The sequence below is a fragment of the Mesorhizobium silamurunense genome (assembly GCF_014843905.1).
Classification (GTDB): Bacteria; Pseudomonadota; Alphaproteobacteria; order Rhizobiales; family Rhizobiaceae; genus Mesorhizobium; species Mesorhizobium silamurunense.
In genome coordinates, this window is record NZ_LPVS01000070.1 from 170,871 (window position 1) to 196,844 (window position 25,974).

A 25,974-nucleotide genomic window follows, 5' to 3' on the forward strand; every position below is an offset into this window, starting at 1 on the left:
CGGCAACCAGCCTGCTACTTGACCCAGCCCGTTACTTAACCCAGCCCGTTACTTAACAATGACGATGCTGGTATTGGCCGGGCCGAAGGCCTCGACAAGCTGGTAGAAGTCGGCCGCGGCATCGGGATGCAGGCGCACGCAACCATGCGAGGCCGGCCGGCCGAGGCGATTGATGGCGTAGGTCGCGTGCACGGCGTAGCCGCCGCTGAAGAACACCGAATGCGGCATCGGCGCATTGTCGTACTTCTTCGAATACCACATCGCATGCATGCGGGTCGGCTTGAACGATCCCGTCGGCGTGACATGCGCCCTGTCGCCGGTCGAGACCTTCCAGGCGAAGGTCGGGCGGCCGTCGACCGTGACTTCCATGATCTGCTGCGACAGCGAAACCCGGGCGACGATCTGGTTGGCGTGAGCAGCATTGCTGCCGAAGAGCAGTGCCGCGCCGGTGAGCGCGGCGGCGGCGACGTTGATGAACCTGGCGGAAATGGCGGTATGCATGACGATCCCTCTCTTTATGCCGGTCCGGCCGGCTTCAATTTCGATGGGCCGTCTTATCGTGGGCGCCTGTTTCAAGGCTATTTCACTTGATACTCGTTTCTGTTTCGAATCTGTTTCCCGAAGTTAACAGCGTCGCCTGACGAAATCTGCTCATGGATCCGGTATGTTAACGATAACTTGGGGAAAACCGACAAACGAAAGCGCATATGGCCTTGATACGAAAGTCATTTCGCTGATCTCGAAACCAACTTGCAACAAAGCGCGGCTCGCGCGGCATGATGCGGATACAGGCCGGCGGCAATGTCGACGCAACGGGAACAGACATCAGCAAACGAAAATGGGCAGGAAATCGAAACGCACCTGGCTTCTCAGGATCAGCGTCGCGGCGGTCATCCTCGGTGGCGCCGGCACTGTCGCCGGCAACCCCGTGACGACGCTTGGCGCCATGAATTCCGGCGAGGTTTCGACGCTGCACACTGCACTGTTCATCGCCACGGTCTGGATCGTCTCCAGCGTGCGCGTCCACCGGCTGAGGGCCCTCTGGCGGGTCGGCCTTCGGCTGATGGGGATGCGCGGCCCCTCCGGCTACTTGCTGCCGAGAGGACCGAAGGCCCGCGCCGCAGCGGGGGGCTCCGTCAGCGGCGCGGGCGCTTCGGGAGTTTCCTGAAGCACCGAATTGGGGATTGAGAACATGAAGACGAAATTTGCCGCCTCGGTGTTGTCCGCACTGCTTTACGCCCAAGGCCTGCTTGGCTTTGCCGCGCTTGCAACGGTGCTGCTCAAGGAGCGCGCCCATGCCGAGATCACCGCCGATGCCGACATGCCATCAGGCCCCTCCGTCCTCGTGGTGCGTTGAGCAACGGCATTCGGATCCAAAAGTGCAGATCGGCTTGGGGGGATCCGATGCCAGATCAGAAAAATGCCTTGGCCTCCCTAGCCTCAGTCGGTGCGCGGCGTCGGAGGATCGAAGCGGTAGCCGGCGCCCCTGATGGTGGTGATGGTCTCCGTATCGAGCTTGCGGCGCAGCCGCACGATGCGCGAATCGATCGAGCGGTCGAAAGCGTCGGCATTCTCGGCAGGCGCGGCGGCAATGATGTCGTCGCGCGTCAGCACCTTTCGCGGGCTCGCCAGGAACAGCCTGAGCAGCGCCACCTGCCCCGGCGACAGCTGATCCTCGGCGCCGGAGCGGTGCATGACCATGGCCGACCTCAAGTCGACGGTCGCGTTCTCCAGCACGATCAGTTCCTGGGTGTTGCGGCCGCGCCGCATCAGCAGGCCGCCGATACGCGCCGCAAGCTCGCGCACGTTGAGTGGGCTTTCGATCACGTCGGCGGCGCCGAGCTCCAGCGCCAGCACCTTGTCGACGAGATCGGCGGGCCGGCAGATCAGGATGAAGTCGCAGCCACCCTCGCCGCCGTAGCGCTTGAGCAGTTCGCGCCCCTCCGCCTGGGTCACGTCGTCACCGACGACCACGACGTCGATGCCCCCCGCCGAAAGCAGCGACTCCGCCTCCCAGGGCTGGCGCGCCTGACGCACGTCGTGCCCGCGCCGCTCGAGATGGTCGGCAAGGTCGCCGGCCACCACTTCGGCAACGGACACAAGCGCGACGACGGATCGTGCTGCCATTTTTCTCCACCCCGCCACAGACAACTCGAGATGAGCGCTGGACATCATGTTTATACCCAATCTACTTTCCGCTGAAAGCGGGAGCGAGACCATTGTGAAGGCGCGCATCATCGTCGTCGAGGACGAGCCTGATCTGAGGGAAGCGGTTGCCGAGTATCTCGGCGCCAGCGGCTATGACGTCGCCACGGCCGAGAATGCCGCGGCGGCGCGCAGCCTGCTCGAGGCGCAGCCCTTCCACCTCGCCATCCTCGACATCGCCATGCCCGGCGAGGATGGCCTCTCGCTCGGCCGCTGGCTGCGCTCCAAGACGCAGATCGGCATCATCTATGCCACCGCAGCCGGCACCGCGCTGGACCGCATCGTCGGCCTGGAGCTCGGCGCCGACGACTACATCGTCAAGCCCTATGAACTGCGCGAAGTGCTGGCTAGGGTCCGCAGCGTGCTGCGCCGCGTGCCGCAGCCGGTCGCCCCGCAGGCCGCGAAGGCCGAGGCCGGCACGCGCCGCTTCATGAATTTCGGCGGCTTCCAGGCCGATTTCGACGGCAGGCTGGTGACCGGCGCCAACGGCGCAGTCATCGAGATGGCCAAGAGCGAGTTCGACGTTCTGGAAGTTTTCCTCACCCGCGCCAACCGGCTTTTGACGCGGGCGGCGATCTCGGAGGCGATCGGCTTCGTGGAAGACCCGGAATCGTCGCGCGCCGTCGACATCCGCATCATGCGTCTCAGGAAGAAGATCGAAGCCGATCCGGCCAATCCGAAATTCCTGCGCACGGTGCGCGGCGAAGGCTATATCTTCTCGCTGCCGACAAGCGACGGCCACTGACTCCGTCGCCGCACATCCTTCCGTAGATGCGATGGACGCTGTAGCATTCCGATCCAGCGCACGTTCCCTGGAAACCGTGATCGATTTTTCGGGGCTTGTGTGTTGGATTTCATGGTTTGCCGATATCGCCGGGGGATGACGTTCGACGATGACAACTGAGACCGCACGGATGAACATGCACGGCTCCCGTCAGGGCGCCGCGATGGCGGCCGTCCATGTCGTTCGCCGCCTGCGCGAGGCGGGCGACTGGCAGCGCGAGATGGACGGCATACTGGAGACGCTGTGCCGCTCGATGGATTGCCAACGCGGCATTCTTTTTCGTCTGCGCGAGCTTCCGGGCCAGGGCTTCGCGCAATCCGTTTCGGCCTACTGGATCGACCCCGCCTTCGGCGGCGAGCTCGCATCGCCCACGGTGATCATGCAGTCGATCATCAACTCCGATCCACTGCTGGAGCGGCTGCAGGAAGACGAGCGCCAGGGCAAGGTCTTTGCCGGCCACACGCGCAACCTCGAGGGTTTCCTGCGGGCCGATTTCGAGAAGCAGAGCATAAAATCCTTCATTTCCGTATCTGTCTTCGCCCACGGCCATCTTTGGGGCACGCTCGCCGTCAACGACTGCGTCGCCGAACGCGAATGGACCGACGAGGAAGAGGCGACGCTGCACATCATCGCGCTCGCCATCGGTGATGCCATTGAGCACTCGCCTTCCGAGGCTCACGCCAGCGAGGTTATCCGCCGCACCATGCTGCAAGCCTCGCTCGACGCCATCATCGTCATCGACGAGTCCGGCTCGATCATCGAGTTCAATCCCGCCGCCGAGAAGATGTTCGGTTTCCAACGCAGCGACATCCTCGGCAAGGACCTGCTCGACACCATCGTGCCAATCTACTACCGCAAGGGCTATGCCTCGGGCGCCGACTACATGGCCGGCCGCGGCGCGCCGATGGTCAACCAGCGGCTGGAGACCGTCACCCAGAACGCGGCCGGCGAGATCTTTCCGATCGAGCTGACCGCGACGGAGATGCGAGTCGCCGACCGCCGGCTGATCTTCGGCTCGATCCGCGACCTGCGCGAAAAGCTGCACGCCGAGGAAGAGATCAACCGCCAGCGCGAGAAGCTGCACCAGAACGAGAAGATGGCGGCGATGGGCTCGCTGCTCGCCGGCGTCTCGCACGAGCTCAACAATCCGCTCGCGGTGGTGGTCGCGCAATCGACGCTGCTGCATGAATTCGCGGCCGACCCGCAGACCAAGGTGCGCGCCGAGAAGGTGCGCGCGGCCGCTGAACGCTGCGGACGCATCGTCAAGAGCTTCCTGTCGATGGTGCGCCTGCATCCGACCGAGCAGGCCGAAACCGACCTCAACCAGGTGGTGCGCGCGGCGCTCGAAGTCACCGCTTACGGCGCGCGCTCCAGCGGCATCATCATCGACACCGACTTCGCCAATGGCCCGCTGCTCGCCATGGCGGACGCCGACCATGTCACGCAGGTCGCGGCCAACTTCCTCATCAACAGCCAGCACGCGCTGGCTGGAATTACCGGCGAGCGGCGCATCAAGGTACGGACCTTTCGCAGCGAGCGCGGCAATCCCGGCTTTTCGGTCGAGGACAACGGACCCGGCATTCCCGAAGCGATCCGCTCGCGCATCTTCGAATCCTATTTCACAACCAAGCCGGTCGGCGTCGGCACCGGCATCGGCCTGTCGATCTCGAAATCGATCGTCGAGCGCCACAATGGCAACATCTGGTTCGAAGAGGTTGAGCCGCATGGCGCGCGCTTCGTCGTCCAGCTGCCGGCGATCACCGGCGATACCGCGAAAGCCGGCGAAGGCCCGGCGCGCTCCAGCGGGCTGCGTCATGCGCTGATCGTCGACGACGAGCCCGACGTCGCCGCTTCGCTCTCCGACATACTGGAGCTCATGGGGGTGAAGTCACGGATCGTCGCAAGCTGGACGTCCGCCGGCGAGGTGCTGAACGGGCACATGTCGCCGGACATCGTCTTTTCCGACCTGCGCATGCCGGGCACCAGCGGCATATCGATCTATCGCGAGTTGCTTGCCGAACAGCCGGGACTGGCGCCGCGTTTCGTGCTGGTCACCGGCGACCTTATCGGCGCCAAGGCGGAGATCGAGGCGCTGCCGCCGCAGCAGCGGCCGCAGATCCTGGAGAAGCCTTTCTCGACGCTCGACGTCCGCGGTGTCCTCTCCGCCATCGCCGATCAGGCGGCGGCCGTGGAAGGCTGAATCCAGCGCCCCCGGAGCCGCCGTTCGCAGGCCGGCCTCACCTGAATATCGACAGACCCGAAAAAAAGAGGCTCCCGACCGACGATGCGGCGGGAGCCTGACTGGAGCGCGGAGGGTGCGCTCAGGGGAGCCTTAAAAAACGTTCGGGATGTTGGTGAGCGGCGCGGCGTTGGCGATCATGCGCACCGCGCGGGCCCTGTGCTGACCGGATTGCTCGGCGATGGCGCGCAGGCACTCGGGGCTTTCGGCGCCCCAGTTCTGGCCTTTGCAGGCGAACTCGATCTGCGGCTGCGGCAGGCGCGCGGTCTTGAGCGTGGTCGGCGCGCCCTCCACGACATTGGCCGGAGGATTGACCAAAGCGAAAGCGGGACCCGCGGCCGGCGCAAGCACCATGCTGGTAAAGGCCGTGGCGCCCAGCAACACGAACATCGCCATCGGATGGTCGCTGGCGCGCTGGCGCAGCGCCAGCTTCGGCCGGCGGTCATTGCGCTCGGGGCCGTGGGCGCGGCGGCTGGTGTCGGCGATTTGGACTTTCGTAAACATCGGCTGTTCCCTTCGTTATCTTTCTTTTTCCTTTGAAACGAACTTAAGCGCTGCAAGTAACAGTCGAATGATAGGATGCGATTGCCCGTGTAACAGGATTTGAAACAGGGAATCTGGGTCGCCACCCATCGTCTGCTTGTCGCCAGCGAGCGTTCACCGCGTCTGGTTTGCGGGAACACATGCTCCTGTCGGACGCGGCGGACTGTAAGCGACCTCACACAGCGCTCTGGTCGGCGAGATTTTGGCTGCGTCAAAGCCGACAAACCTGAGGCCCTCGCCCGGAATGACGGCCGCGATCGGCGCCCGCCTCGCCTACGACCGCGACGCCGTGCTGGCTACGGTCCATAGAAGCTCGGTTGCGAGCCTCTGGGCAGCGTTGCGGCCCGCAACGATCGCGCCTTCGACATAGCCCGGAAAGGACGGCGACAGTTCCGAAGCTGCAAAATGGACAGGCGGCGCGCCGGCAAGGATCGTACGCTCGGCGTCCCTCGCCGTCACATCAACTATAAGATCGCTATAGGCGCCGCCGCTCCAGCGGTCATGCGTCCAGTCGCGCTGGTTGAAATCGAGCACGTCGGCCGCGTCCGGGCCGAGCGCATCGACAAGCCTTGCTGTCACCTCTGTGCGCAGCGCCGCCTCGTCGAGCTTGCGCCAGCGCAATGCCAGCGGCCCGCCGACGAAGACGGTCAGTGCGGCGTGCTCCACATCCTTGCTGGCGTCGCAAGCAAACAGTCCAGACAGGTCGCGCCACATCACCATACCGCTCAGATCCCGCTCGCGCCAGAACGGCCTGGCATAGCGCACCAGGATCTTGACCACTGCGCCGCTTTCCCAGACACCCAGGGCCTTCGTCAGCGCTACCGGCAAAGCGGGCGTGAACTCCAGCTTCGCGGCCGTCGCCGGTGGCAGCATGACAAGGACCTGGCGCGCTTCGACAATGCCTCCGGCCGTGGCGACGCGAACGCCGTCGCGCCCGTGGGCGATGTGCGTGACCGGCTCGTTGAGCCGCAGCCGGTCGCCGAGGTCACCCGCCAGATCGTCGGCAAGCGACTGCATGGTCTCGCGCAGCGAGTACTGCAGCTCCGGCACCTCATTGGTGATGCGGCGGTCATTGTCGATCAGATGCCAGAGTGGCACCTTATCCAGCGCCAGGCACCACAGTCCTTCTATCATCGACCGGAAACCAGCCTTGGCATCGGTCGAGTCCTTCTGGCGCTCCAGCCAGTCAGCCACGGTCAGCCGGGCGATCGCGGGATCGTCCGGCTCGATCCCGTTCATGCGCTCGCGGATCGCCATCGCGGCATGATAGGTCCGCACCGCCTGCTCAACCGGCATCGGCGGATGGGTGATGAAATCGCCATCGACATTGGTTTTCACGAATGTCTTGCTGCGTGCCTTCGCCAGCGCCATCAGCTCCGGCATGTCCTCGCACAGGAACTGGGCGCCGCTGTCAATCCGTTCGCCAAGCCCGTTTCGTGTGGCCTCTACGCGGCCACCGGCACGATCGCGTGCTTCCAGGATCACGAAATCGATCCCAGCGCGCTTGAGTTCCAATGCGGCGGATAGGCCGGTGAAGCCTGCTCCGACGATCGCAACGTCGATTCTTTCGGTCTTGCTGCTCAATAGCCCGCCTTGATCTGCCGCCAATTCGACCGGCCTCCAACCCGCGCAGATGAGTGGGGCGCCGTCGCCCCTGTCAAGCACCTTCGTCGCTTGCGGATGTTTGCCGAGACGTCGCAGTTGTCTGCACCCGGCTCGACCACGAAGACCCCTTGCCGATCATCCGCGACCGCGGCGTCGGCAAGGAATGGCTGCAGCGCATCGGCTACGGCCAGTAAGCATAGCCTACCCTATCGTTCTTTCCAGAACGCTCAACCAATTCCGGTAAGCGATCTTCGCGATCAGCGCCCGTCCGAAGCCGCGCGCAGCGAGCGCGTCGATGAGCTTCGGCAGGCCGGCGACGTCGCCGATGACGGCCGGGATCATGGCGCCATCGAAGTCCGAGCCGAGGCCGATACCATCCTCGCCCAGCGCCTGTAAGAGCGAGTCGATGTGGCGCACCATGATGTCGAGATCGGTGTCGGCATTCATGCGGCCGTCCTCGCGCAGGAAGCCGGTGGCGAAGTTCAAACCCACCATGCCGCCCGTTTCGCGAATCGCCCCGAGCTGCCAGTCGGTGAGATTGCGCGAATGGCCGCAGATCGCATGCACGTTGGAATGCGTCGCGACCAGCGGCGCGTCGCTGAGCGCGGCGACGTCGCGAAAACCCTTCTCGTTGAGATGCGAGAGGTCGATCATGATCCTGAGCTGATTGCAGGCCTTGACCAGCGCCTTGCCGGCATCGGTGAGGCCAGGCCCGGTGTCCGGCGAGGACGGAAAGCGGAACGGCACGCCATTGCCGAAGGCATTCGGCCGGCTCCAGACGATGCCCAGCGAACGCAGGCCGGCGGCGTGCAGGACGTCGAGCATGGCAAGCTCGGGATCGATAGCCTCGACGCCTTCGATATGGAAGACCGCCGCGATCGAGCCCTTCGCCATCGCCTCGCGCACGTCGCCGGCGTTGCGGCAGACGGTCAGCGCTCCGGCGCGCTCCAGCCTGAACAGGATCGAGGCCATGCCGATGGTCGACGTGATCGCCTCGGCGCGCGGGAGCTCCGGCGGCAGGGGTTCGTTGTCGCTCGGCGCCGGCGGCACGGCGCTGCGCTTGGTCTTTTCGATCGGCGGCGGGAAGATCGCGAACATCCCGCCGGCAAAGCCGCCTTTCCTGGCGCGCGGCAGGTCGATATGACCGCCCGGCGTGCCCTCGATGAACAGCTTTTCGACATCCGCCTCCTTCGACTGGTAGAGTCGAAGAAGCGTGTCGTTATGGCCGTCGAAAACGGGGATCAGGTCGGTATCGGTCATCGGGGAAGCCATTCAAATCAGTGACGGGCGGGACGAAGGTTTCGTCCGAGCGAACCGTCAACTTAGGCAAGATGGCCGAGCTGCGCAAATGCCAAGCCGGCATTTGCGCTTGTGGCCTGGGCGGCGGTTTCCACCTTCCCCCGCAAGGGGGGAAGGGAAAAATGCTTACCGCTTCAGCACATCGGCCCATTCCGGATGACGGCGGAACTGAGCGTTGGCGAAGGGGCAGAGCGGGATGATCTTCTTGCCGGCGGCGCGAGCGTCCTCGACGGCGCGGGTGACAAGGCGCAGCCCGGCGCCCTGGCCGCGGAACACATCAGGCACCTCGGTGTGATCGATGATGAGCTGATGCTCGCCGATTTTGGTGAAGGTCATCTCTGCCTCGGCGCCGCCGGGTCCGCGCAGCACGTAGCGACCCTTGGTGCCGTGGTCTTCCAGTTCGATCTCGGGCAGTTGGTCAGCCATCGTTCTTGCCTCCTTCGGCGGCGGGCGTGGAGGCGAAGAGCCGCCGCGCCGCTTCGATTTCATTCGGCCGCACCTCGTGCCCGCCATCGTGCCATTCCACTGTGACATCGGCACCGTCGGCGCGCAAATAGGCTTCGAGCCGCGCCGTCAGGTTCGGCGGGCAGATCGGATCGCGCCTGCCGGCCGTGATCAGGATGCGGCGGCCGGCAAGACTGCCCTTCACTTCCGGCTCGAACGGGATCAGCGGATGCATGAGCGCGGTGGCATCGAACAGGCTTGGCTCCGCGAACACCACCGAGGCCAGGATGTTGGCGCCGTTGGAATAGCCGAGCCCGAACACCGCCGAAGGCTTGGCCGCCTCGACCTGCGCCTTGACGAAGCCCGCTATCTTGGCCGTCGCCCGCGCGAGGTCGTCCATGTCGTAGACGCCCTCGCCCGTGCGGCGGAAGAAGCGGGCAGCGCCCTGCTCCGACACGTCGCCGCGCGGAGACACGATGGTCGCTGAAGGCAGCAACTCGCGACCGAACGACAGAAGCTGGTTCTCATCCGCTCCGGTTCCGTGGAAGACGAAAAGCAGCGGGCTGCCCGGCGAACCGGGCAGCACCTTGTGAATGTAAGCGTCCTTGCTCATGGCCTTAGTCTTCCAGTTTCTGCAGGTGCTGTTCGAGATAGGGCCTGAGATGCTGGTGCTGCGCTGGTAGCTTCAGCGCCTCGCCGAGATGCGCGGTGTCCTCGTCGCGGTCGAAGCCCGGCTCGTTGGTGGAGACCTCGAACAGCACGCCGCCTGGCGTGCGGAAATAGATCGCCCAGAAGTAATCCCGATCGATGACCGGCGTCACGCCGTAGCCCGTGTCGACCAGCGCCTTGCGCACCTCGAGCTGTTTGGCGCGATCCTCGACCGCGAAGGCGACATGGTGTACCGAGCCGGCGCCGAGATTGGCAAAGCCCGCGCCGGGCAGCGATTCGATATCGACGATGTCGGCGCCGTTGCCGTTCTTGATTGCCAGCCGGCGGATGTTGCCTGACTTGTCGACTTCCTCATAGCCCATGAACTTCAGCAGCTCCTCGGTGGCGCCGCCGTCCTTCAGCCTCAGCGCGACCGAGTGGAAGCCGCGGATTGCTTCGTCGCCGGGAACCCCGCCCTTCACCCAGGGGGCTCTGCTGTCGGCCTTGTCCTCGACGAGTGCAAAGCTGTCGCCGTCGGGACCGGTGAAGGTGAGGCGCTTCTCGCCGAAGCTTTCGGTACGGGCAACATTGCCCACGCCCTCATCGGCGAAGCGCTTTTCCCAATAGGCAAGCGTGCCTTCCGGCACCGAAAAGACCGTGGTGCCGACCTCGCCGACCCCATGCCGGCCCTTGCCGATATCCGGGAACGGGAAATAGGTCATCACCGAGCCCGGCGTGCCGAGCTCGTCGGCATAGTAAAGGTGATAGACGTCCGGCGCGTCGAAATTGACGGTTTTCTTGACCCGGCGCAGGCCGAGCTTCTTGGTGAAGAATTCATTGTTCCGGCGCGCATCGCTCGCCATCGAGGTGACGTGATGCAGGCCCTTGATCTGATTGAGCATGATGCTGCTCCTTCCCTATCCTTGCTGCGGCCCTCGCCGCTGTCCACGCCAATATGAGGATAGCCCCGCCAGCGGCAAAGCAGGCAAACACAGAATGGACTGTCTCATAAAAGTGAACGGACAGATGGTTTATGTTCACCGGTTGATGAAACTCCCCTCCTTGCACCGCTCGGGAATTTCGGCTCCATGAGCGGCGCGCCGTTTTGAGGAGAAGATCTTGGACAACCGAGTGAGCCGCCCGAATGTTCTGCTCATCACTTGCGACCAGTGGCGTGGCGATTGCCTTTCGACCGCAGGCCACCCGGTAGTCAGGACGCCGAACGCCGGCGCGCTTGCCGCCGAGGGCGTGCTCTTCCGGCGCCACTATGGCGGAGCGGCGCCCTGCTCGCCGGCGCGCGCCTGTCTCTATACCGGCCTCTACCAGATGAACAACCGCGTCTGCCGAAACGGCTCGCCGCTCGACTCCCGCCACGGCAATATCGCGCTTTCGGCGCGGGCAGTGGGTTATGACCCGACGCTGTTCGGCTATACCGATGTGGCGCCTGATCCACGCCAGCTCTCAGCCGGCGATCCGCGGCTGAGGAGTTATGAAGGCGTGCTGCCCGGCTTCAGCGTGCGGCAGTCCCTGCCCGAGCATCAGAAGCAATGGCTGTCCTGGTTGAGAATGCAAGGCATCGACGCCAGCGCCGGCAGCCCCGGCATCCATCGTCCGGCGGGCGAGCAGGGCAAGACCGGAGGCGATGTGAGCAACGCGCCGCCCATCTATTCGAAAGACCAGACGCCGACCGCCTTCCTGGCCGGCGAATTCATCCGTTGGCTTGGCGAGCAGGAGCAGGGTGCGCCTTGGTTCGCGCACATCTCCTTCATCAGCCCGCATCCGCCATTCATCGTGCCGGAGCCCTACAACACCATGTACGATCCGGCCGATGGCCCCGTTTTCCGGCGCGCGGCGAACTGGCAGGCCGAGGGCGAAAGCCATCCCTATCTCGCCTACGATCTTGGCCGGCAGAAGCGGACAAAGTTCGTTCCCGGCATCGAGGGCAAAGTGCCGGACTGGAGCGAGGAGAATTTCCGCCGCATCCGCGCGATCTACTACGGCATGATCTCCGAGCTCGACGCGCAGCTCGGCCGCATCTGGGAAGCGCTGAAGGCGGCCGGCAGTTGGGACGACACCGTGATCGTGCTCACCTCCGACCACGCCGAGATGATGGGCGACCATTTCATGCTCGGCAAAGGCGGCTTCTTCGACGCCAGCTACCACATTCCGTTGATCATCCGCGATCCGAGCCGTAGAGCGGCAGCCGGCGCATCCATCGACCGATTCACCGAAGCCGTCGACATCTTTCCGACCTTGCTAGACCTGATCGGCGCGGCACCCGAGCCGCATCTCGACGGCAGGTCGCTGGCGCCGTGGCTCGACGGCAAGGAGCCGGCCGATTGGCGCGAGGCCGCGCATTGGGAATTCGATTTCCGCTCGGTCGCCGACGGCGAAGCCGAGCATCATTTCGGCATCGGCTCACGCGACTGCAACCTGGCTGTCCTGCGCACCGACGACTTCAAATATGTCCATTTCGGCGGCGGCCTGCCGCCGCTGTTGTTCGACCTCGCAAAGGATCCCGGCGAACTGAGCAACGTCGCGAACGACCCCGCCTATCTGCCGGCGCGACTGGAGTTCGCCGAGAAGATGCTCGCCTGGCGCGCCAGGCATCTCGACCAGTCGCTGGCGCTGGCGGAGCTGACGGAAGATGGCGTGGTCGGCCATGTGAGCAAGGCAGTAGGCAGTAGGGAATAGGTACTTGCCTACTCTACTGCCTACTGCCTACTGCCCTACTTGAGAATCATCCGCTGCTGGTCGCGCTTCGTGGCATAGGTGCTCTTGTCATAGGCCGTCTGCGCCTGCAGCTGCTCCTTGGTGAAGTTGGTGTAGAGATATTTCTTGCCGCTCTTGTCGGTCATGAATTTGAGCTTGTCCATGCCGACCGCCACTTCCTTGGCGCCGATGCCGAGGAAGCCGCCGACGTCGACGATCACCGCATCCGGCTTGTTGTCTGGCGTCAGCACAACGTCGCCAATGGTGCCTATCGTGGCGTCGTTGGCGCCATAAACAGTCGCGCCCTTCAGGTCGTCGCCCCGGATATTGCCCATCGGCATTTCGGTCAGCGTCGACTTGTCGATTGAGGCCGTCTTGGTCGTATCGGTTGCCGCCGTGCCGGAATCGGCCGGCTTGTTTTCAGCGGCGGTCGGGGCGGGCGCTGCAGGCTTGTTCTCGGCGGTCGTCTGCGCCGGCTGAGCTGGCTTGGCCTCCTTGCCGGCCGTGGTGTCGGAGGACGCCACGGTAGGTGTGGTCGTTGCCGGAGCATTGTTAGAAGCCGCGGTAGCCGGCGCCGGTGCCGGATCATAGGCCTTGCGGTTGAAGTCCGGCTGAGCTTGCAGTTCTTCCTTGGTCGTCTCGGCAACGAGCCAGCGATCACCGTTCTTCTCCGCCCATTTCGCCTTGGCGAAGTCGAAGGTGACATTCTTCTCGCCTATGCCCAGGAAGCCGCCAACGCCTATCACAAGGGACTCGGCCTTGCCGTCCTTGGCAAGAACGATGTCGTTGACGTCGCCGATCTTTTGGGCGTCATCGGCGGTACCGTTGTAGACCGACTCGCCCATGATGTTCGTGGCGAGATTGCCTTCAGCTTTCTTTACCGGCTGGGCCGGCTGTGCGGGCGCTTGCGCCGTTCCGTTGTCAGTGGTCGCAGGCTGCGTGGCATCCGTCGATTGCGCCGGGGCCGGTTCATAAGGCTTGCGGTCGAATGCCGGCTGAGCGTTCAGCTCGTCCTTGGTTGTTTTGGCAATCAACCAACGGTCGCCGTTCTTCTCGGCCCATTGCATCTTGGCGTAATCGAAGGCGACGTCCTTCTTACCGACGCCGAGAAAGCCGCCGACGCCGATGATTGCGGATTTGGCGTTGCCGCTAGCATCGAAGACGACATCGTCGACCTTGCCGATGTTTTCGGCATCGTCGCCGGTACCGTTATAGACGGACTCGCCGACGATGTTGGTCATGAGGGCGCCATCCGAACGGATCACGGGTGCCGGGTTCTCGGCAACAGGCGGCTGCGCCGGTGTTGGTGTTGTCTGAGCAAACGCGCCGCTTGCGAGCAACGTTGCAAGCGCGGTCGTTGCAAAAAGGGTGCGGATCATAATGGTTCCTCCTCGTGCCTGGTTGGTGCACGCTGCATCGCAGGCCTTTGGCTACGCCGGCCCGAGCGGCACTGTTCCACGATTTCACAACGTTGTGAGCGGGGGCTTGTTCCAAAACAGCGGCCGCTCTGCTCTGCGGGGATTTCCTGGCCTGCAAGGAACCTTCCGGCGGCCCTTTCCGTTCCAGCCTTCGGCTGAGTGCTATTTTCAGCCGAAGAACGGAAAAATCGGAGCGGGGCATGCGGTTTGCTGCGGTGCTGAACCAGGACGGCGGCACGCTGCGCACGATCGACATCTCAGCCTTTGCCGACCGTCTGCGCCAGACGCTGGAAGCGGCAGGCCATTCCGTTCAGGTCGACATCGTTGCCGGCCGCGAAATCGCCGCGGCATTGGAAACGGCCATAGCGAAGCGGAATATCGACGTCGTGATCGCTGGAGGCGGCGACGGCACGATTTCGACGGCGGCGTCCCTTCTGATGAACAAGAAGAAGGCCTTGGCCATATTGCCGGCTGGCACGATGAATCTCTTCGCGCGCGGCCTTGGCATCCCGCAGACGCTGGATGCGGCGCTGAAATCCTTCGCCGAAGGCGACGTGATGGCCGTCGACATGGCAAGCGCCAACGGCCAGCCTTTCGTGCACCAGTTTTCGATCGGCATGCATGCCAGGATGGTGCAGCTTCGGGCGAATATGGATTTCGGTTCGCGGCTGGGAAAGATGCAGGCTTCCGTTCGCGCGGCATGGGCAACGATCAAGAACCCGCGTACCCTCAAGGTGACCTTGAGCATCGGCCAGACCGAGATCGTCACCCGCACAACCGGCATCGGCATCAGCAACAATCTGTTCGGCGAAGGCCATCTGCCTTATGCGGACAATCCGGCGGGTGGCGTTCTGGGCATCTATGTCAGCGTCGCGCACAGACGTCACCACCTGGCGAAATTGCTCCTCGACATGCTGCGCGGCCGGTTGCGTGACAGCGAGCATGTCGAGATCCATCAGGCCGACAAGGCCGTTCTCAGAATCCATTCGCCGACGAAGAAGTTCAGCGCCGTAATGGATGGCGAGCTGGTTAGGCTGGAACGCGAGACGGTGATCGAGATTCATCCCCGCGCCTTGAACGTGCTGGTTCCGGCAAGCAATGCGCAGGCCAAGGCGGCGGCGTGATGGTGCGATCAGCCGCCTTGCGGGGGTTTCTGCCCGGCCGCCGGCGCCTCAGGCACGCTCTGGTCGCTCGTCGGGCTCTTGATCAGCTCGCCGTAGATCTCGACCGCGCCCCAGGCGATAAAGGCCAGCAACAGCCCGGCGACAAGGATTCTCAGCGCATGCCAGCCCCAGTGCCCCTGGCGCGCTTTGTCTTCAGGAACGATCTTGGTCATTATCGGCCTCCATGTTGCGTGGCGGCGGGCGCTTCGGCATGGTCGGGTAACGGGCCCTCTCCGCGAAGGTTCCGAAACCGAAGGCGAGGTTCGGCAATGATCGGGCCGCCGCTCGTCGCAGGGCGTGGCGCACGGGGGATTGGTGGGTAGCAAGGCAGCCAGCTTGCCGGCCGATGTCAGCCGCTTCGTCGAGGATGCGGGCCGGCTTGCCGTGCTCCGCGGCCTCGAGGCCATGGACACGGCCAACGATCCCGACTTCGACCGCATCGGCGGTCTCGCCGCAGCGGTACTCGAAACGCCGGTCGCGCTGGTGACGCTGGTCGACACCGATCGCCAGTGGTTCAAGTCGCGGCTGGGGTTCGACGAGAAGGAGACGCCGACCGGCATCTCCTTCTGCGCTCATGCGATTGCCGCCGGCGACGATCCCATGGTGGTCACCGACGCCACGCTCGATCCGCGCTTTGCCGGCAATCCGCTGGTCACCGGCAGAGAGCATGTCCGTTTCTACGCCGGCGCGCCGATGATCGTTGCCGGCGCCAGGGTCGGCACGCTTTGCGTGCTCGACCGGAAGCCGAGGGCGTTTCCGGCCGACGAGAAGATCGCGCAGTTGAAAACGTTGGCCGAGCTTGCCGCCAGCGTGTTCGTGCTCAAGGATGCCACGCGCAACGGCGCCATCGCCCAGGCGAAGCTGGCACGCGAGGAGACGCGCCGCGCGATCGCGCTCGACGCCGCCTCGCTGGCAAGCTGGGCCTGGGACATCCGCACCGACATGATCGACTGCGACGCGCTTTTGGCGGAGCTTTTCAACCTGCCGCCGTCAAACCGGCTTAAGGCAAAGGATATCCTGCGCGCCATCGATCCCCGCGACGTCTATCAGACCGAGACGCGCTTCCGCGACGCGCTGAGCGGCAGCGACGACTATTTTGGCGAATATCGGGTGAAGGACTTTCATCCCGCCCGCTGGATCGCGACGCGCGGGCGCGTCATCGAGCGCGACAGCGACGGCAGGCCGACGCTTATCTTCGGCGTCAACTACGACATCACCGAGCGCAAGCTCGGCGACGAGCGTCAGCGCCTGCTGCTTCGCGAGCTGAACCATCGCGTCAAGAACACGCTGGCGACGGTGCAGGCCTTGGCGACGCAGACCGTGCGCCATGCCCGCCAGCCGAGCGAGTTTCTCGAAGCCTTCAGCGCCAGGCTGCAAGCGCTTGGCGCCGCCCACAGCCTGCTGTCGGACCGCGAATGGCGCGGCATCGGGATCGCCGAACTGGCAAGGATCGAGGCAAAGGCCTTCGACGGCGGCGGCCGGTCCCGCATAAGGATTTCCGGCCCCGATCTCCTGCTCTCGCCGGATCAAGCCGTTGGGCTAGGCTTGATCCTGCATGAGCTCGCCAGCAACGCGCTGAGATATGGATCGCTCTCGGTTCCGTCCGGAAAAGTCGATCTGGAGTGGAAAACACAGGGTCGAAAGGACGCGAGACGGCTGGTGCTGACCTGGCGCGAGAGCGACGGCCCCGAGGTCGAGCCCCCTGATCGCCATGGCTTCGGCTCCATCCTGATCCGGCGCAGCCTGGCCAAGGTCATCGACAGCGAGGTGACCCACGAATATCGCCCCGGTGGCGTGTTTGCCGAGATAGCGATGCCGATCGAGCCGCTGCTGAAGTGACGAAGCCGGGCAATTCCACGGTTTTCCGTCCGGAATTGCGTAAAGACAAATAGCTGGAGCAGGTCAGCGTTCCTGCCTAACGCCGAACGGCTCTAAGAGACATTGCCGGAATCCGGATCGTCAGGCCCGCGCTTCACATTCTCGCGGTAGATGGCGTAGGCGGCGAGCGCGACCGCGGGCGCGAGAAGCGCGCCCAGGCCGCCCTTGCTCTTCGCAAGCGCCGGAAGCAGCGCGAGCGCCGCGGTGATGCCGACCGCCGTCATGTCGGCCTTTCGCCTTCGCGCGCGCCGCCGCGCCCGCCTGCCAGCGGTCAGCTTGTGGATCACAAGAATGATCGCCGCCAACACCAGGAACCCCACGCCAAAGCCCAGGGAAGTCGCCAGCGGCCCGTAGCGCGCGGCAAGCCAGATATAGGCGGCGCCGACGAGGAAGCCGACGCCGCACAGGACGAAAATACCGGCAAGCCCGTAGAGGATTGCCGTCATGCGCGCTCTTTGCAAAGCGGCCGTCGCCTCGCCGGAAGCGAGGGCCGAAATCAGCGAAGCCAGCGTCCCCATATGTGGGCTAGCGGCGCGAGAGCAGCGCGAACAGGAAGCCTATTCCCGCGGCGATCGCCAGCGATGTCACCGGCTTTTCGCGAACGCTGGCTATCAACTGCGCTTCCAGATCCTGGGCACTTCCGCGCACGCTTTCGAACGCTGCCTCGCCTTGCGCGCGCAACTGCTCGACCCCCTCGGTGGCCGCGCGCCGCGCCGCGCCGTAGCTGTCGTCCCTGGTCTTGGCCAATTGCCTGGTGAGTTCTTCGATATCGGCCTTCAACTGCCGGATGTCGGCTTCGAGGTCGGAGTTGGAGGGAGCACCTGTTGCGGATCTGCCTGCGGCGGTCGCCATTGCTTAACTCCTTAAGTTCGCTTCGATTTCAACGCCCGGTCGAGGCCGGGGTTCCGTTCCTCGCAGTCCAGATACTTCAGATCAGGGGCCTGCGCTGCATCTCGCCCATCAGGCTACCTTGCAGGCCGATGAAGATCGCCCGGCATGGAATAGTTGAGGATTTGCCGCCGCCCGTCGGACAGCAGCTTGTAGCGGAATGCCCGGCCTGAAAGCACGGTGTAGAGATGCGCGCTGTATCGACCAGCACCGTCGCGCCCTTGTCGACGGCAAGCTCTCCTTTCTTGAAGCTGCTGACGAACGACAACTCTTGGCTTTCGAACTCGCGAAAGGCCAGCAACGGCCGCAGCGGGCAATTCTCGCAAGGATATTGGTCTCGCAAGGATATTGGCGGCTGGGAACGGAAGGTGCGCTTTGGCCGGACATTTCGACCCCTCTTCGAAATCCCTGCCCCGATCGGGCGAATGGAAACGCTCCACGCGGACCGAGGTTCCGCCGATCACGGCAATGCATCACCCGGTCATGTCTTTTTTAAATGACAGAGACCCAAATACCGCGCATGACTGCGGGCCTTGTAGGAGTCGCCGACACGTGCCCCCATTGCTGAACGGATTGCGTATCCTGGTCGTAGAGGACGAATTCCTGATCGCGATGGATGTCGAACAGCTATGCCGGGACCATGGTGCCGCCCATGTCGCCATCGCCCGCGGATTGACCGAGATCGACGAGCAGGACCTGCCGTCCCGCTTCGACGCGGCCGTCGTCGACCTGATGCTGGACGGCGTTTCGACCCTTGATTTTGCCGGACGACTGCGCAGCACAGGCGTTCCGTTCGTCTTTGCCACCGGCTATTCGGACTCGGATGACCTCAGGGACTCTTTTCCCGAGATACGGCTGATCGGCAAACCCTTTTCGGGCGATGACCTTGTCGCGGCCCTGGCTGCCGCCTGCGGGCGCGCGGCCGCCGCCTGAACGGGTCATTCGCCACAAGGAACGATATTAGAGACGGGGTGATCTCAGGCCGCGTTCGAACCGGTCACCTGCGCCGAGATCGCATCGGGGCCGTATTCGTCCTCGCCGGAAATCTTGAGGATATCCTGCAGCCGGGCGCGCGCCCGGCTGACCCGGCTCTTGATGGTGCCGACCGCGCAGCCGCAGATCTCCGCCGCCTCTTCGTACGAGAAACCGGACGCGCCGATCAGGATGATGGCTTCGCGCTGATCCTCCGGCAACTGCTCCAGCGCGCCGCGAAAATCCTTGAGGTCGAGCTGGCCATGCTGGGCCGGGTGGACGGCAAGCCTGGCGGTCATGATGCCGTCGCTGTCCTGCACCTCGCGGCCGCGCTTGCGCATCTGCGAATAGAATTCGTTGCGCAGGATGGTGAACAGCCAGGCCTTGAGGTTGGTGCCCGGCTGGAAGCTCTCATGCTTGTCCCACGCCTTGACCAGGGTTTCCTGGACGAGGTCGTCCGCCTTGTCCGCATTCTGCGTCAGCGATACCGCAAAGGCGCGCAGGCTCGGGATCGCGCCGAGCAGCTCGGTCTTGAAGCTCTGGGAGACCGCCGCCATGCCTCAGTCCTTTTTCTCGGCGGGTTCGGCCTTTTCCAGCTGGCTGAGCAACTGAGCGAATCGATCCGGCACCTGATCGGAGACCAGCTCGTCGTAATATTGTTTGAGTTTGCGGGCGATTTCGGAGTTCGGTCCGAGCGGATTACCACCCCCATTCCGGTGCCTGCTCATGGCGCCAGTCGTTGAATTCTTTGACATTTCTTTCATATTTGCCCTAATTCCCAGCACCCGAACCGCTCAAGAACCACAGACCACAACGCAAGCGGCACCTTGTCTGGTTGCCCATCCCGAAAATCCGAAACGCCCGCTTCCTAATTTAGTTCCACAGCAAGCGGAACTTTTTCACAAAGCCGACGTTGGTTTGCCGGGGTTTGCGATCCGTTTGGCCCAATGAAATGCAACAACGTCATCTGAGGGAGACGTCAAATATGAGCCTATCCGCAACCATCGCTCCTCACCTGCCGTTCCTTCGCCGTTTCTCCCGCGCCGTCTCGGGATCGCAGGAAAGCGGTGACGCGTTGGTCGCCGCGTTGCTGGAAGCCATCATCGCCGACACCGAAGTCTTCCCCAAGGCATCGAGCGACCGGATCGCGCTGTACAAGGTCTTTGCCAGACTCTTCACCTCGATTGCCATCCGCGTGCCGCAAGAACATGCGCAGACCGCCTGGGAGCAGCGGGCGGCCGCCAATCTGAACGCGATCGCGCCGCGGCCGCGGCAGGCCTTCCTGCTGGTCGCCGTGGAGGGTTTCAGCGAGGACGAGGCGGCGGAAATCCTCGATGCCGACGAGCAGGAGTTCTCCGAATTGCTTGCCCAGGCAAGCAGCGAGATTTCCCGCCAGGTCGCGACCGACGTGCTGATCATCGAGGACGAGCCGCTGATCGCCATGGACATCGAGGAGATGGTCGAAAGCCTCGGCCATCGCGTGGTCGGCACCGCGCGCACGCATGCCGAGGCGGTGGCCATTTTCGGCAAGACGCGTCCGAAAATGGTCCTGGCCGACATCCAGCTCGCCGACGGCAGCTCGGGGATCGAGGCGGTGAACGAGATCTTGTCCTCGACGCCGGTGCCGGTGATCTTCATCACCGCTTTCCCCGAACGCCTGTTGACCGGCGAGCGTCCCGAACCGGCGTTTCTGGTGACCAAACCGTTCAATCCCGACATGGTCAAGGCCCTGATCAGCCAGGCGCTTTTCTTCGATCGCCAGGCCAAAGCCGCAGCCTGACCTCATCCATACCGACAATCGAGATCTCATGCGAGGGTTCCGCCTCGCATGAGGCTGGGCGGTGCCTGATCGGTAACTGCTTACAGGGGGTCGTCTTTTTCCGCAAATGGTGGAACAAACGGTATCCAGCCACGTTTTTCAGGTCATCAGAAGGAGATGTATCATGCTGTACTGGGCGCTCGTTTTTCTTGTGGTCGCGATTATCGCCGGCGCGCTTGGGTTCGGCGGCATTGCCGGCACATCGGCTGGCATCGCACAGATATTGTTCTTCATCTTCCTTGCCTTCCTGGTGATTTCGCTCATCGCCGGCCTTTTCAGACGGGCTTGACGCGTGAAACGCCGAACACTGGAAGCCGCACCCCTCAAACGGTTTCCAGCTACCGCCGGGCGGTGTCCCCAAAGGGCATCGTCCGGCGGACCGCTTTTGGGGCTGCGCGCAGCCTCGGCATGTCAAAGCCGGGGCTGCGACCTGTCTTAAGCGTTCAAGCCTGGATGCGGGAAGTTTCGGATGCGTTCCAAGGCCTCACAGAAGGACGATACGCAAAGACGCAGCGACGAAGTGATCGCGATGCATCCGGCAGAGAACGGGATGCAGCTAGGGCGCGCGTTGCTCCATGCGCTTCACAATGCTGGAATTTCGGTCCTCTATCAGGATCGTGAAATGAAAACCGTCTGGGCCCGCAACATGCGCCCCCCGTGGGCGTCCGAGACGGCCGACGGCAAGGATCTGCTCTCCCCCGCACAGGCCGCGCGCATAAGCGCAGCCAAACGCAAGGTGATTGAAACCGGTAACGCGGAGCGCCTCGAGCTCGGCATACCCGACAGTGACGGCGTGCGCTGGTTCCATATCTGGATCGATGCCGATCGCAGCGGCTCCGGCGAAGTTCAGGGCGTCGTCACCACCATGGTCGAGACGACGGAGCAGAAACGCCGCGAGCAGACGCTGAAGACGTTACTGCGGGAGGTCAGCCATCGTTCGAAGAACCTTCTGGCCATCATCCAGAGCATCGCCACCCAGACCGGGCGCTACTCGGAGACGCTTGGCGATTTCCTGACGCGCTTTCGCGGCCGCATCCAGTCGCTCGCCTCGTCTCAGGATCTGGTGACATCCTCCAACTGGCGGGGAGCAGCGCTTCGGGAACTCATATCCGGCCAGGTCGGCCGCTATAGCGCCGATCCGGGTCGCAGCTTGCGTTTGGATGGCGAGAACCCTTACCTCAACCCGAACGCCGCCCTGCATATCGGGCTGGCCATGCATGAGCTGGCCGTCAATTCGGTAAGCTACGGCGCCCTGTCCCGGCCCGGCGGTCGGGTCAAGGTAAGCGCCAGGATCGCGGCCGGCAGCGAGACTTCGTCCGGCCTTTTGCTGATCTGGACGGAAAAGATCGGCGCAGGCCAGCGCAACGAAAAACGCTTTGGCAGCGTCGCACTCGAACGCGTCGTGCCGACGTCGCTGAATGGCTCGGCCACACTCGATATCGACGAGGATCATCTCGAATATCGCCTCACGATTCCGCGCGGCAATTTCGAGATGGAGTGAACCGCCGCGTCGCCGCCGGCATTCGCCGCCAAGGCTCTTAACCGGCTGTTCACCATAAAGTCCGATTCTGCTCCCGGCTAAAAAGCAACTCCAGCAAAAGCGCGCAGCGGATTTCGTCTGGAGTTGCGTAAAAACAAGTACTTGGAGCGGATCGGCGACCCCATCAAACGCTGAACCGCTCGGGTGCGCCGAAACCCAACCGCGCCTAGTCACACGATTTGGCACGCGATTTGGGAGGAATGAATGATGGTTGCCGACATGAACAGGTTGGAGCAGGCCGCCCGCGTCTCGATGAGCGGCTTCCAGGACGTCGAGGCACCGCCCTTGCCCCATTCCTCCCATCTGTCGCTTCGCCTCGGCGCCGTCGCGCTCCTTGCTGCCCTGGTGCTGGCGGCTGCGTGGCAGTTGACCTGATCCGACGGGGTTCCCATTCGAGCGACCACCAAGGGCTCGCGGCATCGCGGCCAGGAACTTTTGAGTGGCGAGAATCGTTCTTTGCGGCGGGAGGATTCACCCGTGGAACACATCGCCGCTTTGCTCCTCGTCATCGGCTGCTCGGACACCATGACCGATTGCCGCGAGTTGTCGGTGCCGGTCGGCGTCTTCGAGACCTTCGAGGCTTGCATCGCCGAACGGCCCTTTGCGCTGGGCGACCTGCGGGGCCGGACGCCGCATATCATGGGGGAGTGCCTTGCCGTCGATCCGGCGCTCGAGGACGACTACGATCAGATCCTCTGGACCGTGCGTCCCGACGGCACGCTCGTCGCGTCGCTGGCGGTCTCCGGCACGCTTGTCGCGTCAAACGGCGCGCGCCCCGAAAAAGACTATCTTCAGCAACAATAAGATCAGGCAAGCAAAGCCCGTTTTTTCGTGCTAAATGGCGGCTGGCACTGCCCAAAAGTGAGGACAAAAGTGAGGAGCAATTTTATGCGGAAGATGATCATTGCCATGGTTGCCGTGGTCGCTGTCAGCGGCTGCACCACGACCGAGCAGGATGTGGTCGGCGGCGGCCTGATCGGCGCCGGCGTGGGCGGCTTGGTCGGCGGCGGCAAGGGCGCGCTGATAGGCGCGGCTGTCGGCGCAGGGTCCGGCCTGCTGGTCCGCAACCTGCGCAACGGTTATTGCCAGTATCGCGACCATCGCGGCCGGATCTACACCGCCCGCTGCAACTAATCCCGCGCTAGCGGAAATGTCGATGTGGAGGCCGGCCCTGCCGGCCTCCATTTTTTGTGCTTGAACGGACAGCCTTGGCTAGAGAGGCCTGGGCCTGCTCACTCTGACAGCGGAAGTCTTATTTCCACTTTCAGTCCGTTGGCCTGAAAATCGCGCTTGATCGTGCCGCGCAGTTCGCGCGTGACATTGAGATCGATCAGCTTGGTGCCGAAGCCGGTCTTTGCCGGAGCCTCCAGTTTCTTTTGCCCCGCCTCGCGCCAGTTGAGCACCAGCGTCCTTTCCCGCCCACGCCTTTCGACCCTCCAATCCACTTTCAACGCCGATTGTCCCTTAAGCGAATTGGCCGAGTTGCCGGCCTCGCCATATTTCAGCGCATTGGTGGCAAGCTCGTGGAAGGTCAGGCCGAGCGCCTGTGTCGTCGTCTCGTCAAGCAGCACCTCTGGCCCCGACAATATGCCTTCGGGAAGCTCCTTGCCGAACACCTGACCGAGTTCGGTGCGCAGGAGGTCGCCGAGGTCCGCCTTCTGCCAGCGCGAACGTGTCAGCATGTCCTGCGACGCGGCCATCGCCTGCAGCCGTGCCGAAAAGGATGCGGAGAACTCCTTCACGTCGGTGGCCTGGGAGGCAGTCTGCCGCGCGATCGCCAGCACCCTTGTGATCGAATTCTTGATGCGGTGCTTCATCTCCTGCAGGATCAGATCCTTTTCCAGCAGGCTCTTCTCCGTCGCCTCATGCAGCAGCGACTTCGCCTCATAGGCGCGCTCCTGATAGCGGGCCACCAGAGCGATCGCCCCGGCCAGCAGCAGGCCGAACAGCCCGAGCATCACCGGAATGGCGCGCGAGGAAGGCAACGAAAAAGCGCTCGTCGGCCGAAACAGGATAGTCCAGGGCCGGCCGGCCACGACGACATCCCGGCGCGCCACAAGCCTTCCTCCGAGCGATTCGGCCGGCGGCGCCTCTGACCGGAACAGGAGATTGTCGGCTCCCGGCTTGCCGTCATAAATCTCGACATTGACCGGCAGCAGCGGAGCCTTGCTGAGCGCCACCTGGAACAAATCGCGCGCGCGGAAGGCGGCGTAGAGGAAGCCGGCGGTCGAGGAACGGCTGGCGTTGATGACGTCCGGCGCCGTTTCCACGTTCAACCGCACGAAGACCAGGAAACCGGGGAAGGTTTGCTCCTGCCCTTGTCCCTGGCCAAGTTGAACGAGCCCGCTCGCATGCTGCTGGTCGTCGGCCATGGCCTTCTCGATCGCCACGCGCCGTACCGGCTCGCTGAACATGTCGTAGCCGATGATCGACTGACTGGACGTATCGAGCGGCTCGAACAGCACGATGGGCGTGCGCCACTGCTGTCCGGTGTTGGCCGGATAGACCGGGTGGGCCGAACCATAGTCGTGCAGGATATCGCGTTCGACCGCAGGCTCGTCGCCGGTCTTGGCCAACCTCAGGAAGCCGATGCCGCGCAGGCCGGCGAAATTATCGTCGATGTCGAGCGCGGTGAAGAAGGCTTTGAACTCGCCGCGCGTGATGTCGCCGTTGCGCGCATCGAACAGCGCCTGCGTCGAGCGCAGCAGCGACAGATGCAGGTCGATGCGGCTCTCGATTCGATTGAGCGCGTCGTCGGCCGTTCCCTCGAACTTGATGCGAGCCGCCTCCTGGGTCGCGAAATAGGCGAACCCCGCCATTGTCAGGCTGATCAGCGCGACGGCGATGAAAGCGACGATCGGAAAGAGTTTTTTCAACGAAGGGTGCGGCCCGTGATCATTGACCACCTTTATGGGCAAGTCTCCGCGCCAACACAATGGCGAGGTCAAACCATCACGGCCGCTGGCACATCAACGATTCGTAAATTAGCCAGCTAATTTACGGCCTTACGCCGCTATTTTCAGCGCTCCGGGACCCGGAATGGCGCCCGGCGGGCACTTGCCCAAGATGATCATCCCAAGCACTTCGTCCTGGGTCACATCGCCGGTGCGCGCCGTGCCGACGACCTGGCCGTTCTTCATCACGCAGACCCTGTCGGCAAGCTCGAACACGTCATGGATGTCGTGGCTGATCAGGAAGATGCCGATGCCGTCGGCCTTGAGTTGCCGCACCAGCTCGCCGACCTGGGCCGTCTCCTGCGGACCGAGCGCTGCCGTCGGCTCGTCCATGATCAGGATGCGGGCGTTGAACAGGATCGCGCGGGCGATCGCCACCGACTGCCTCTGTCCGCCGGACAGCTTGATCACCGGCTCCTTGAAGCGTTGGAAGCGCGGATTGAGCCGGCCCATCACCTTGCGCGCCTCGGCCTCCATGGCGACGTCGTCGAGCGTGCCCCAGGCGGTCCTCAACTCGCGGCCGAGGAAGAGGTTGGCGGCGGCGTCGACATTGTCGGCAAGCGCCAGCGTCTGGTAGATCGTCTCGATGCCGTATTTCTTGGCGTCGCGCGGGTTGGAGATCGGTGCTTCCTCGCCGTTGACGAAGATCTGCCCCGCATCGCGCTTGTAGGCGCCGGACAGGATCTTGATCAGCGTCGACTTGCCCGCGCCGTTGTGGCCGAGCAGCCCCACCACCTCGCCGGGGAAGAGATCGATGGAGGCGTCGTCGACGGCGCGGATGCCGCCGAAGGCGATCGAGATGTTGCGCATGTCGACCAGCGGGGCGTCGGTGGGAGCGTTCTTCTCGGCCATGGGTATCTTCC

Annotated in this window: 30 protein-coding genes and 1 pseudogene; 14 read left to right on the top strand and 17 right to left on the bottom strand. The window is 63.7% G+C overall.

Going from position 1 to position 25,974, the window contains the following annotated elements:
- Positions 1–48: 48 nt before the first annotated feature.
- On the bottom strand, positions 49–501 hold the full coding sequence (locus AU465_RS20085) for a L,D-transpeptidase (RefSeq protein ID WP_192251780.1): 453 nt from the start codon (positions 499–501) through the stop codon (positions 49–51).
- Between the two features lie 337 nt (positions 502–838).
- On the opposite strand from AU465_RS20085, the gene AU465_RS20090 reads away from it, so the two are divergent.
- Positions 839–1,168, top strand: a complete 330-nt coding sequence (locus AU465_RS20090; RefSeq protein WP_192251783.1) for a hypothetical protein — start codon at positions 839–841, stop codon at positions 1,166–1,168.
- A gap of 24 nt (positions 1,169–1,192) precedes the next feature.
- A complete protein-coding gene (locus AU465_RS20095; protein WP_192251786.1) occupies positions 1,193–1,357 on the top strand; it encodes a hypothetical protein in 165 nt (54 codons plus the stop codon).
- A gap of 83 nt (positions 1,358–1,440) precedes the next feature.
- Here the strand turns inward: AU465_RS20095 and AU465_RS20100 are convergent, their stop codons facing one another.
- Positions 1,441–2,127: a response regulator transcription factor gene (locus tag AU465_RS20100; protein WP_192251789.1), complete on the bottom strand. Its 687-nt coding sequence runs from the start codon at positions 2,125–2,127 to the stop codon at positions 1,441–1,443.
- A 46-nt stretch (positions 2,128–2,173) separates the two neighbouring features.
- Between AU465_RS20100 and AU465_RS20105 the strand changes: the two genes are divergently transcribed.
- A complete protein-coding gene (locus AU465_RS20105) occupies positions 2,174–2,950 on the top strand; it encodes a response regulator (protein ID WP_192251792.1) in 777 nt (258 codons plus the stop codon).
- Between the two features lie 175 nt (positions 2,951–3,125).
- The gene (locus tag AU465_RS20110) at positions 3,126–5,189 is read left to right on the top strand and encodes an ATP-binding protein (RefSeq protein WP_376774873.1); all 2,064 of its coding nucleotides are present in this window, start codon (positions 3,126–3,128) and stop codon (positions 5,187–5,189) included.
- A 132-nt stretch (positions 5,190–5,321) separates the two neighbouring features.
- On the opposite strand, the gene AU465_RS20115 is transcribed toward AU465_RS20110, so the two are convergent.
- The 6 genes from AU465_RS20115 to AU465_RS20140 all read right to left on the bottom strand — a co-directional run bounded on the left by AU465_RS20115 (position 5,322) and on the right by AU465_RS20140 (position 10,669).
- Positions 5,322–5,732, bottom strand: a complete 411-nt coding sequence (locus tag AU465_RS20115; protein ID WP_192251798.1) for a hypothetical protein — start codon at positions 5,730–5,732, stop codon at positions 5,322–5,324.
- 312 nt (positions 5,733–6,044) lie between these two features.
- Entirely contained in the window at positions 6,045–7,355 is a 1,311-nt protein-coding gene (locus AU465_RS20120) for a flavin monoamine oxidase family protein (protein ID WP_192251801.1), read from the bottom strand.
- A 222-nt stretch (positions 7,356–7,577) separates the two neighbouring features.
- Positions 7,578–8,636, bottom strand: coding sequence for a dipeptidase (locus tag AU465_RS20125; protein WP_192251804.1), 1,059 nt, complete (start codon positions 8,634–8,636; stop codon positions 7,578–7,580).
- Positions 8,637–8,801: 165 nt separating this feature from the next.
- The gene (locus AU465_RS20130) at positions 8,802–9,101 is read right to left on the bottom strand and encodes a GNAT family N-acetyltransferase (protein WP_192251807.1); all 300 of its coding nucleotides are present in this window, start codon (positions 9,099–9,101) and stop codon (positions 8,802–8,804) included.
- On the bottom strand, positions 9,094–9,732 hold the full coding sequence (locus AU465_RS20135; RefSeq protein WP_192251810.1) for an alpha/beta hydrolase: 639 nt from the start codon (positions 9,730–9,732) through the stop codon (positions 9,094–9,096). The genes AU465_RS20130 and AU465_RS20135 overlap by 8 nt, the downstream gene beginning before the upstream one ends.
- Positions 9,733–9,736: 4 nt before the next feature.
- Complete coding sequence (locus tag AU465_RS20140) at positions 9,737–10,669, bottom strand: VOC family protein (protein ID WP_192251813.1); 933 nt, start codon at positions 10,667–10,669, stop codon at positions 9,737–9,739.
- Positions 10,670–10,886: 217 nt separating this feature from the next.
- Between AU465_RS20140 and AU465_RS20145 the strand changes: the two genes are divergently transcribed.
- A complete protein-coding gene (locus tag AU465_RS20145; protein WP_192251816.1) occupies positions 10,887–12,461 on the top strand; it encodes an alkaline phosphatase family protein in 1,575 nt (524 codons plus the stop codon).
- A gap of 35 nt (positions 12,462–12,496) precedes the next feature.
- Here the strand turns inward: AU465_RS20145 and AU465_RS20150 are convergent, their stop codons facing one another.
- On the bottom strand, positions 12,497–13,858 hold the full coding sequence (locus AU465_RS20150; RefSeq protein ID WP_192251819.1) for a PRC-barrel domain-containing protein: 1,362 nt from the start codon (positions 13,856–13,858) through the stop codon (positions 12,497–12,499).
- Positions 13,859–14,097: 239 nt separating this feature from the next.
- On the opposite strand from AU465_RS20150, the gene AU465_RS20155 reads away from it, so the two are divergent.
- Positions 14,098–15,021 carry a diacylglycerol/lipid kinase family protein gene (locus tag AU465_RS20155; protein ID WP_192251823.1) on the top strand — a complete coding sequence of 308 codons (924 nt, stop codon included), beginning with the start codon at positions 14,098–14,100 and terminating at the stop codon, positions 15,019–15,021.
- A gap of 8 nt (positions 15,022–15,029) precedes the next feature.
- Here AU465_RS20155 and AU465_RS20160 read toward each other — a convergent pair whose 3' ends face one another.
- Positions 15,030–15,233, bottom strand: a complete 204-nt coding sequence (locus tag AU465_RS20160) for a hypothetical protein (RefSeq protein ID WP_192251827.1) — start codon at positions 15,231–15,233, stop codon at positions 15,030–15,032.
- 142 nt (positions 15,234–15,375) lie between these two features.
- Here AU465_RS20160 and AU465_RS20165 point away from each other — a divergent pair, with 142 nt between their 5' ends.
- Entirely contained in the window at positions 15,376–16,899 is a 1,524-nt protein-coding gene (locus tag AU465_RS20165; RefSeq protein ID WP_192251844.1) for a sensor histidine kinase, read from the top strand.
- A 92-nt stretch (positions 16,900–16,991) separates the two neighbouring features.
- On the opposite strand, the gene AU465_RS20170 is transcribed toward AU465_RS20165, so the two are convergent.
- The 3 genes and pseudogenes from AU465_RS20170 to AU465_RS20180 all read right to left on the bottom strand — a co-directional run.
- Positions 16,992–17,456, bottom strand: a complete 465-nt coding sequence (locus AU465_RS20170; protein ID WP_192251847.1) for a phage holin family protein — start codon at positions 17,454–17,456, stop codon at positions 16,992–16,994.
- 7 nt (positions 17,457–17,463) lie between these two features.
- On the bottom strand, positions 17,464–17,790 hold the full coding sequence (locus AU465_RS20175) for an ElaB/YgaM/YqjD family protein (RefSeq protein WP_192251850.1): 327 nt from the start codon (positions 17,788–17,790) through the stop codon (positions 17,464–17,466).
- Between the two features lie 94 nt (positions 17,791–17,884).
- A pseudogene (locus AU465_RS20180) lies at positions 17,885–18,175 on the bottom strand (cyclic nucleotide-binding domain-containing protein); the annotation flags it as partial.
- Positions 18,176–18,201: 26 nt separating this feature from the next.
- Between AU465_RS20180 and AU465_RS37500 the strand changes: the two are divergent.
- On the top strand, positions 18,202–18,759 hold the full coding sequence (locus AU465_RS37500; RefSeq protein ID WP_312891296.1) for a response regulator: 558 nt from the start codon (positions 18,202–18,204) through the stop codon (positions 18,757–18,759).
- A 44-nt stretch (positions 18,760–18,803) separates the two neighbouring features.
- Here AU465_RS37500 and AU465_RS20190 read toward each other — a convergent pair whose 3' ends face one another.
- Both AU465_RS20190 and AU465_RS20195 read right to left on the bottom strand, forming a co-directional pair.
- Positions 18,804–19,355 carry an RNA polymerase sigma factor gene (locus AU465_RS20190; RefSeq protein WP_040973662.1) on the bottom strand — a complete coding sequence of 184 codons (552 nt, stop codon included), beginning with the start codon at positions 19,353–19,355 and terminating at the stop codon, positions 18,804–18,806.
- A 3-nt stretch (positions 19,356–19,358) separates the two neighbouring features.
- Positions 19,359–19,562 carry a NepR family anti-sigma factor gene (locus AU465_RS20195; protein ID WP_192251853.1) on the bottom strand — a complete coding sequence of 68 codons (204 nt, stop codon included), beginning with the start codon at positions 19,560–19,562 and terminating at the stop codon, positions 19,359–19,361.
- Positions 19,563–19,783: 221 nt separating this feature from the next.
- Between AU465_RS20195 and AU465_RS20200 the strand changes: the two genes are divergently transcribed.
- From AU465_RS20200 to AU465_RS20225, 6 genes are all read left to right on the top strand, one after another.
- The gene (locus AU465_RS20200) at positions 19,784–20,578 is read left to right on the top strand and encodes a response regulator (RefSeq protein WP_192251856.1); all 795 of its coding nucleotides are present in this window, start codon (positions 19,784–19,786) and stop codon (positions 20,576–20,578) included.
- A gap of 163 nt (positions 20,579–20,741) precedes the next feature.
- On the top strand, positions 20,742–20,906 hold the full coding sequence (locus AU465_RS20205) for a DUF1328 domain-containing protein (protein WP_018429836.1): 165 nt from the start codon (positions 20,742–20,744) through the stop codon (positions 20,904–20,906).
- 180 nt (positions 20,907–21,086) lie between these two features.
- Positions 21,087–22,118 carry a sensor histidine kinase gene (locus AU465_RS20210; protein WP_192251859.1) on the top strand — a complete coding sequence of 344 codons (1,032 nt, stop codon included), beginning with the start codon at positions 21,087–21,089 and terminating at the stop codon, positions 22,116–22,118.
- A gap of 243 nt (positions 22,119–22,361) precedes the next feature.
- On the top strand, positions 22,362–22,532 hold the full coding sequence (locus AU465_RS20215; protein ID WP_192251862.1) for a hypothetical protein: 171 nt from the start codon (positions 22,362–22,364) through the stop codon (positions 22,530–22,532).
- A 102-nt stretch (positions 22,533–22,634) separates the two neighbouring features.
- Positions 22,635–22,961, top strand: coding sequence for a hypothetical protein (locus AU465_RS20220; RefSeq protein ID WP_192251865.1), 327 nt, complete (start codon positions 22,635–22,637; stop codon positions 22,959–22,961).
- Between the two features lie 84 nt (positions 22,962–23,045).
- Positions 23,046–23,291 carry a YMGG-like glycine zipper-containing protein gene (locus AU465_RS20225; RefSeq protein ID WP_027166589.1) on the top strand — a complete coding sequence of 82 codons (246 nt, stop codon included), beginning with the start codon at positions 23,046–23,048 and terminating at the stop codon, positions 23,289–23,291.
- Positions 23,292–23,389: 98 nt separating this feature from the next.
- Here AU465_RS20225 and AU465_RS20230 read toward each other — a convergent pair whose 3' ends face one another.
- Positions 23,390–25,033 (bottom strand): CHASE domain-containing protein, encoded by a 1,644-nt coding sequence (locus AU465_RS20230; RefSeq protein WP_192251868.1) that lies wholly within the window; start codon positions 25,031–25,033, stop codon positions 23,390–23,392.
- 129 nt (positions 25,034–25,162) lie between these two features.
- The gene (locus AU465_RS20235; protein ID WP_192251871.1) at positions 25,163–25,963 is read right to left on the bottom strand and encodes an ATP-binding cassette domain-containing protein; all 801 of its coding nucleotides are present in this window, start codon (positions 25,961–25,963) and stop codon (positions 25,163–25,165) included.
- Between the last annotated feature and the right edge of the window lie 11 nt (positions 25,964–25,974).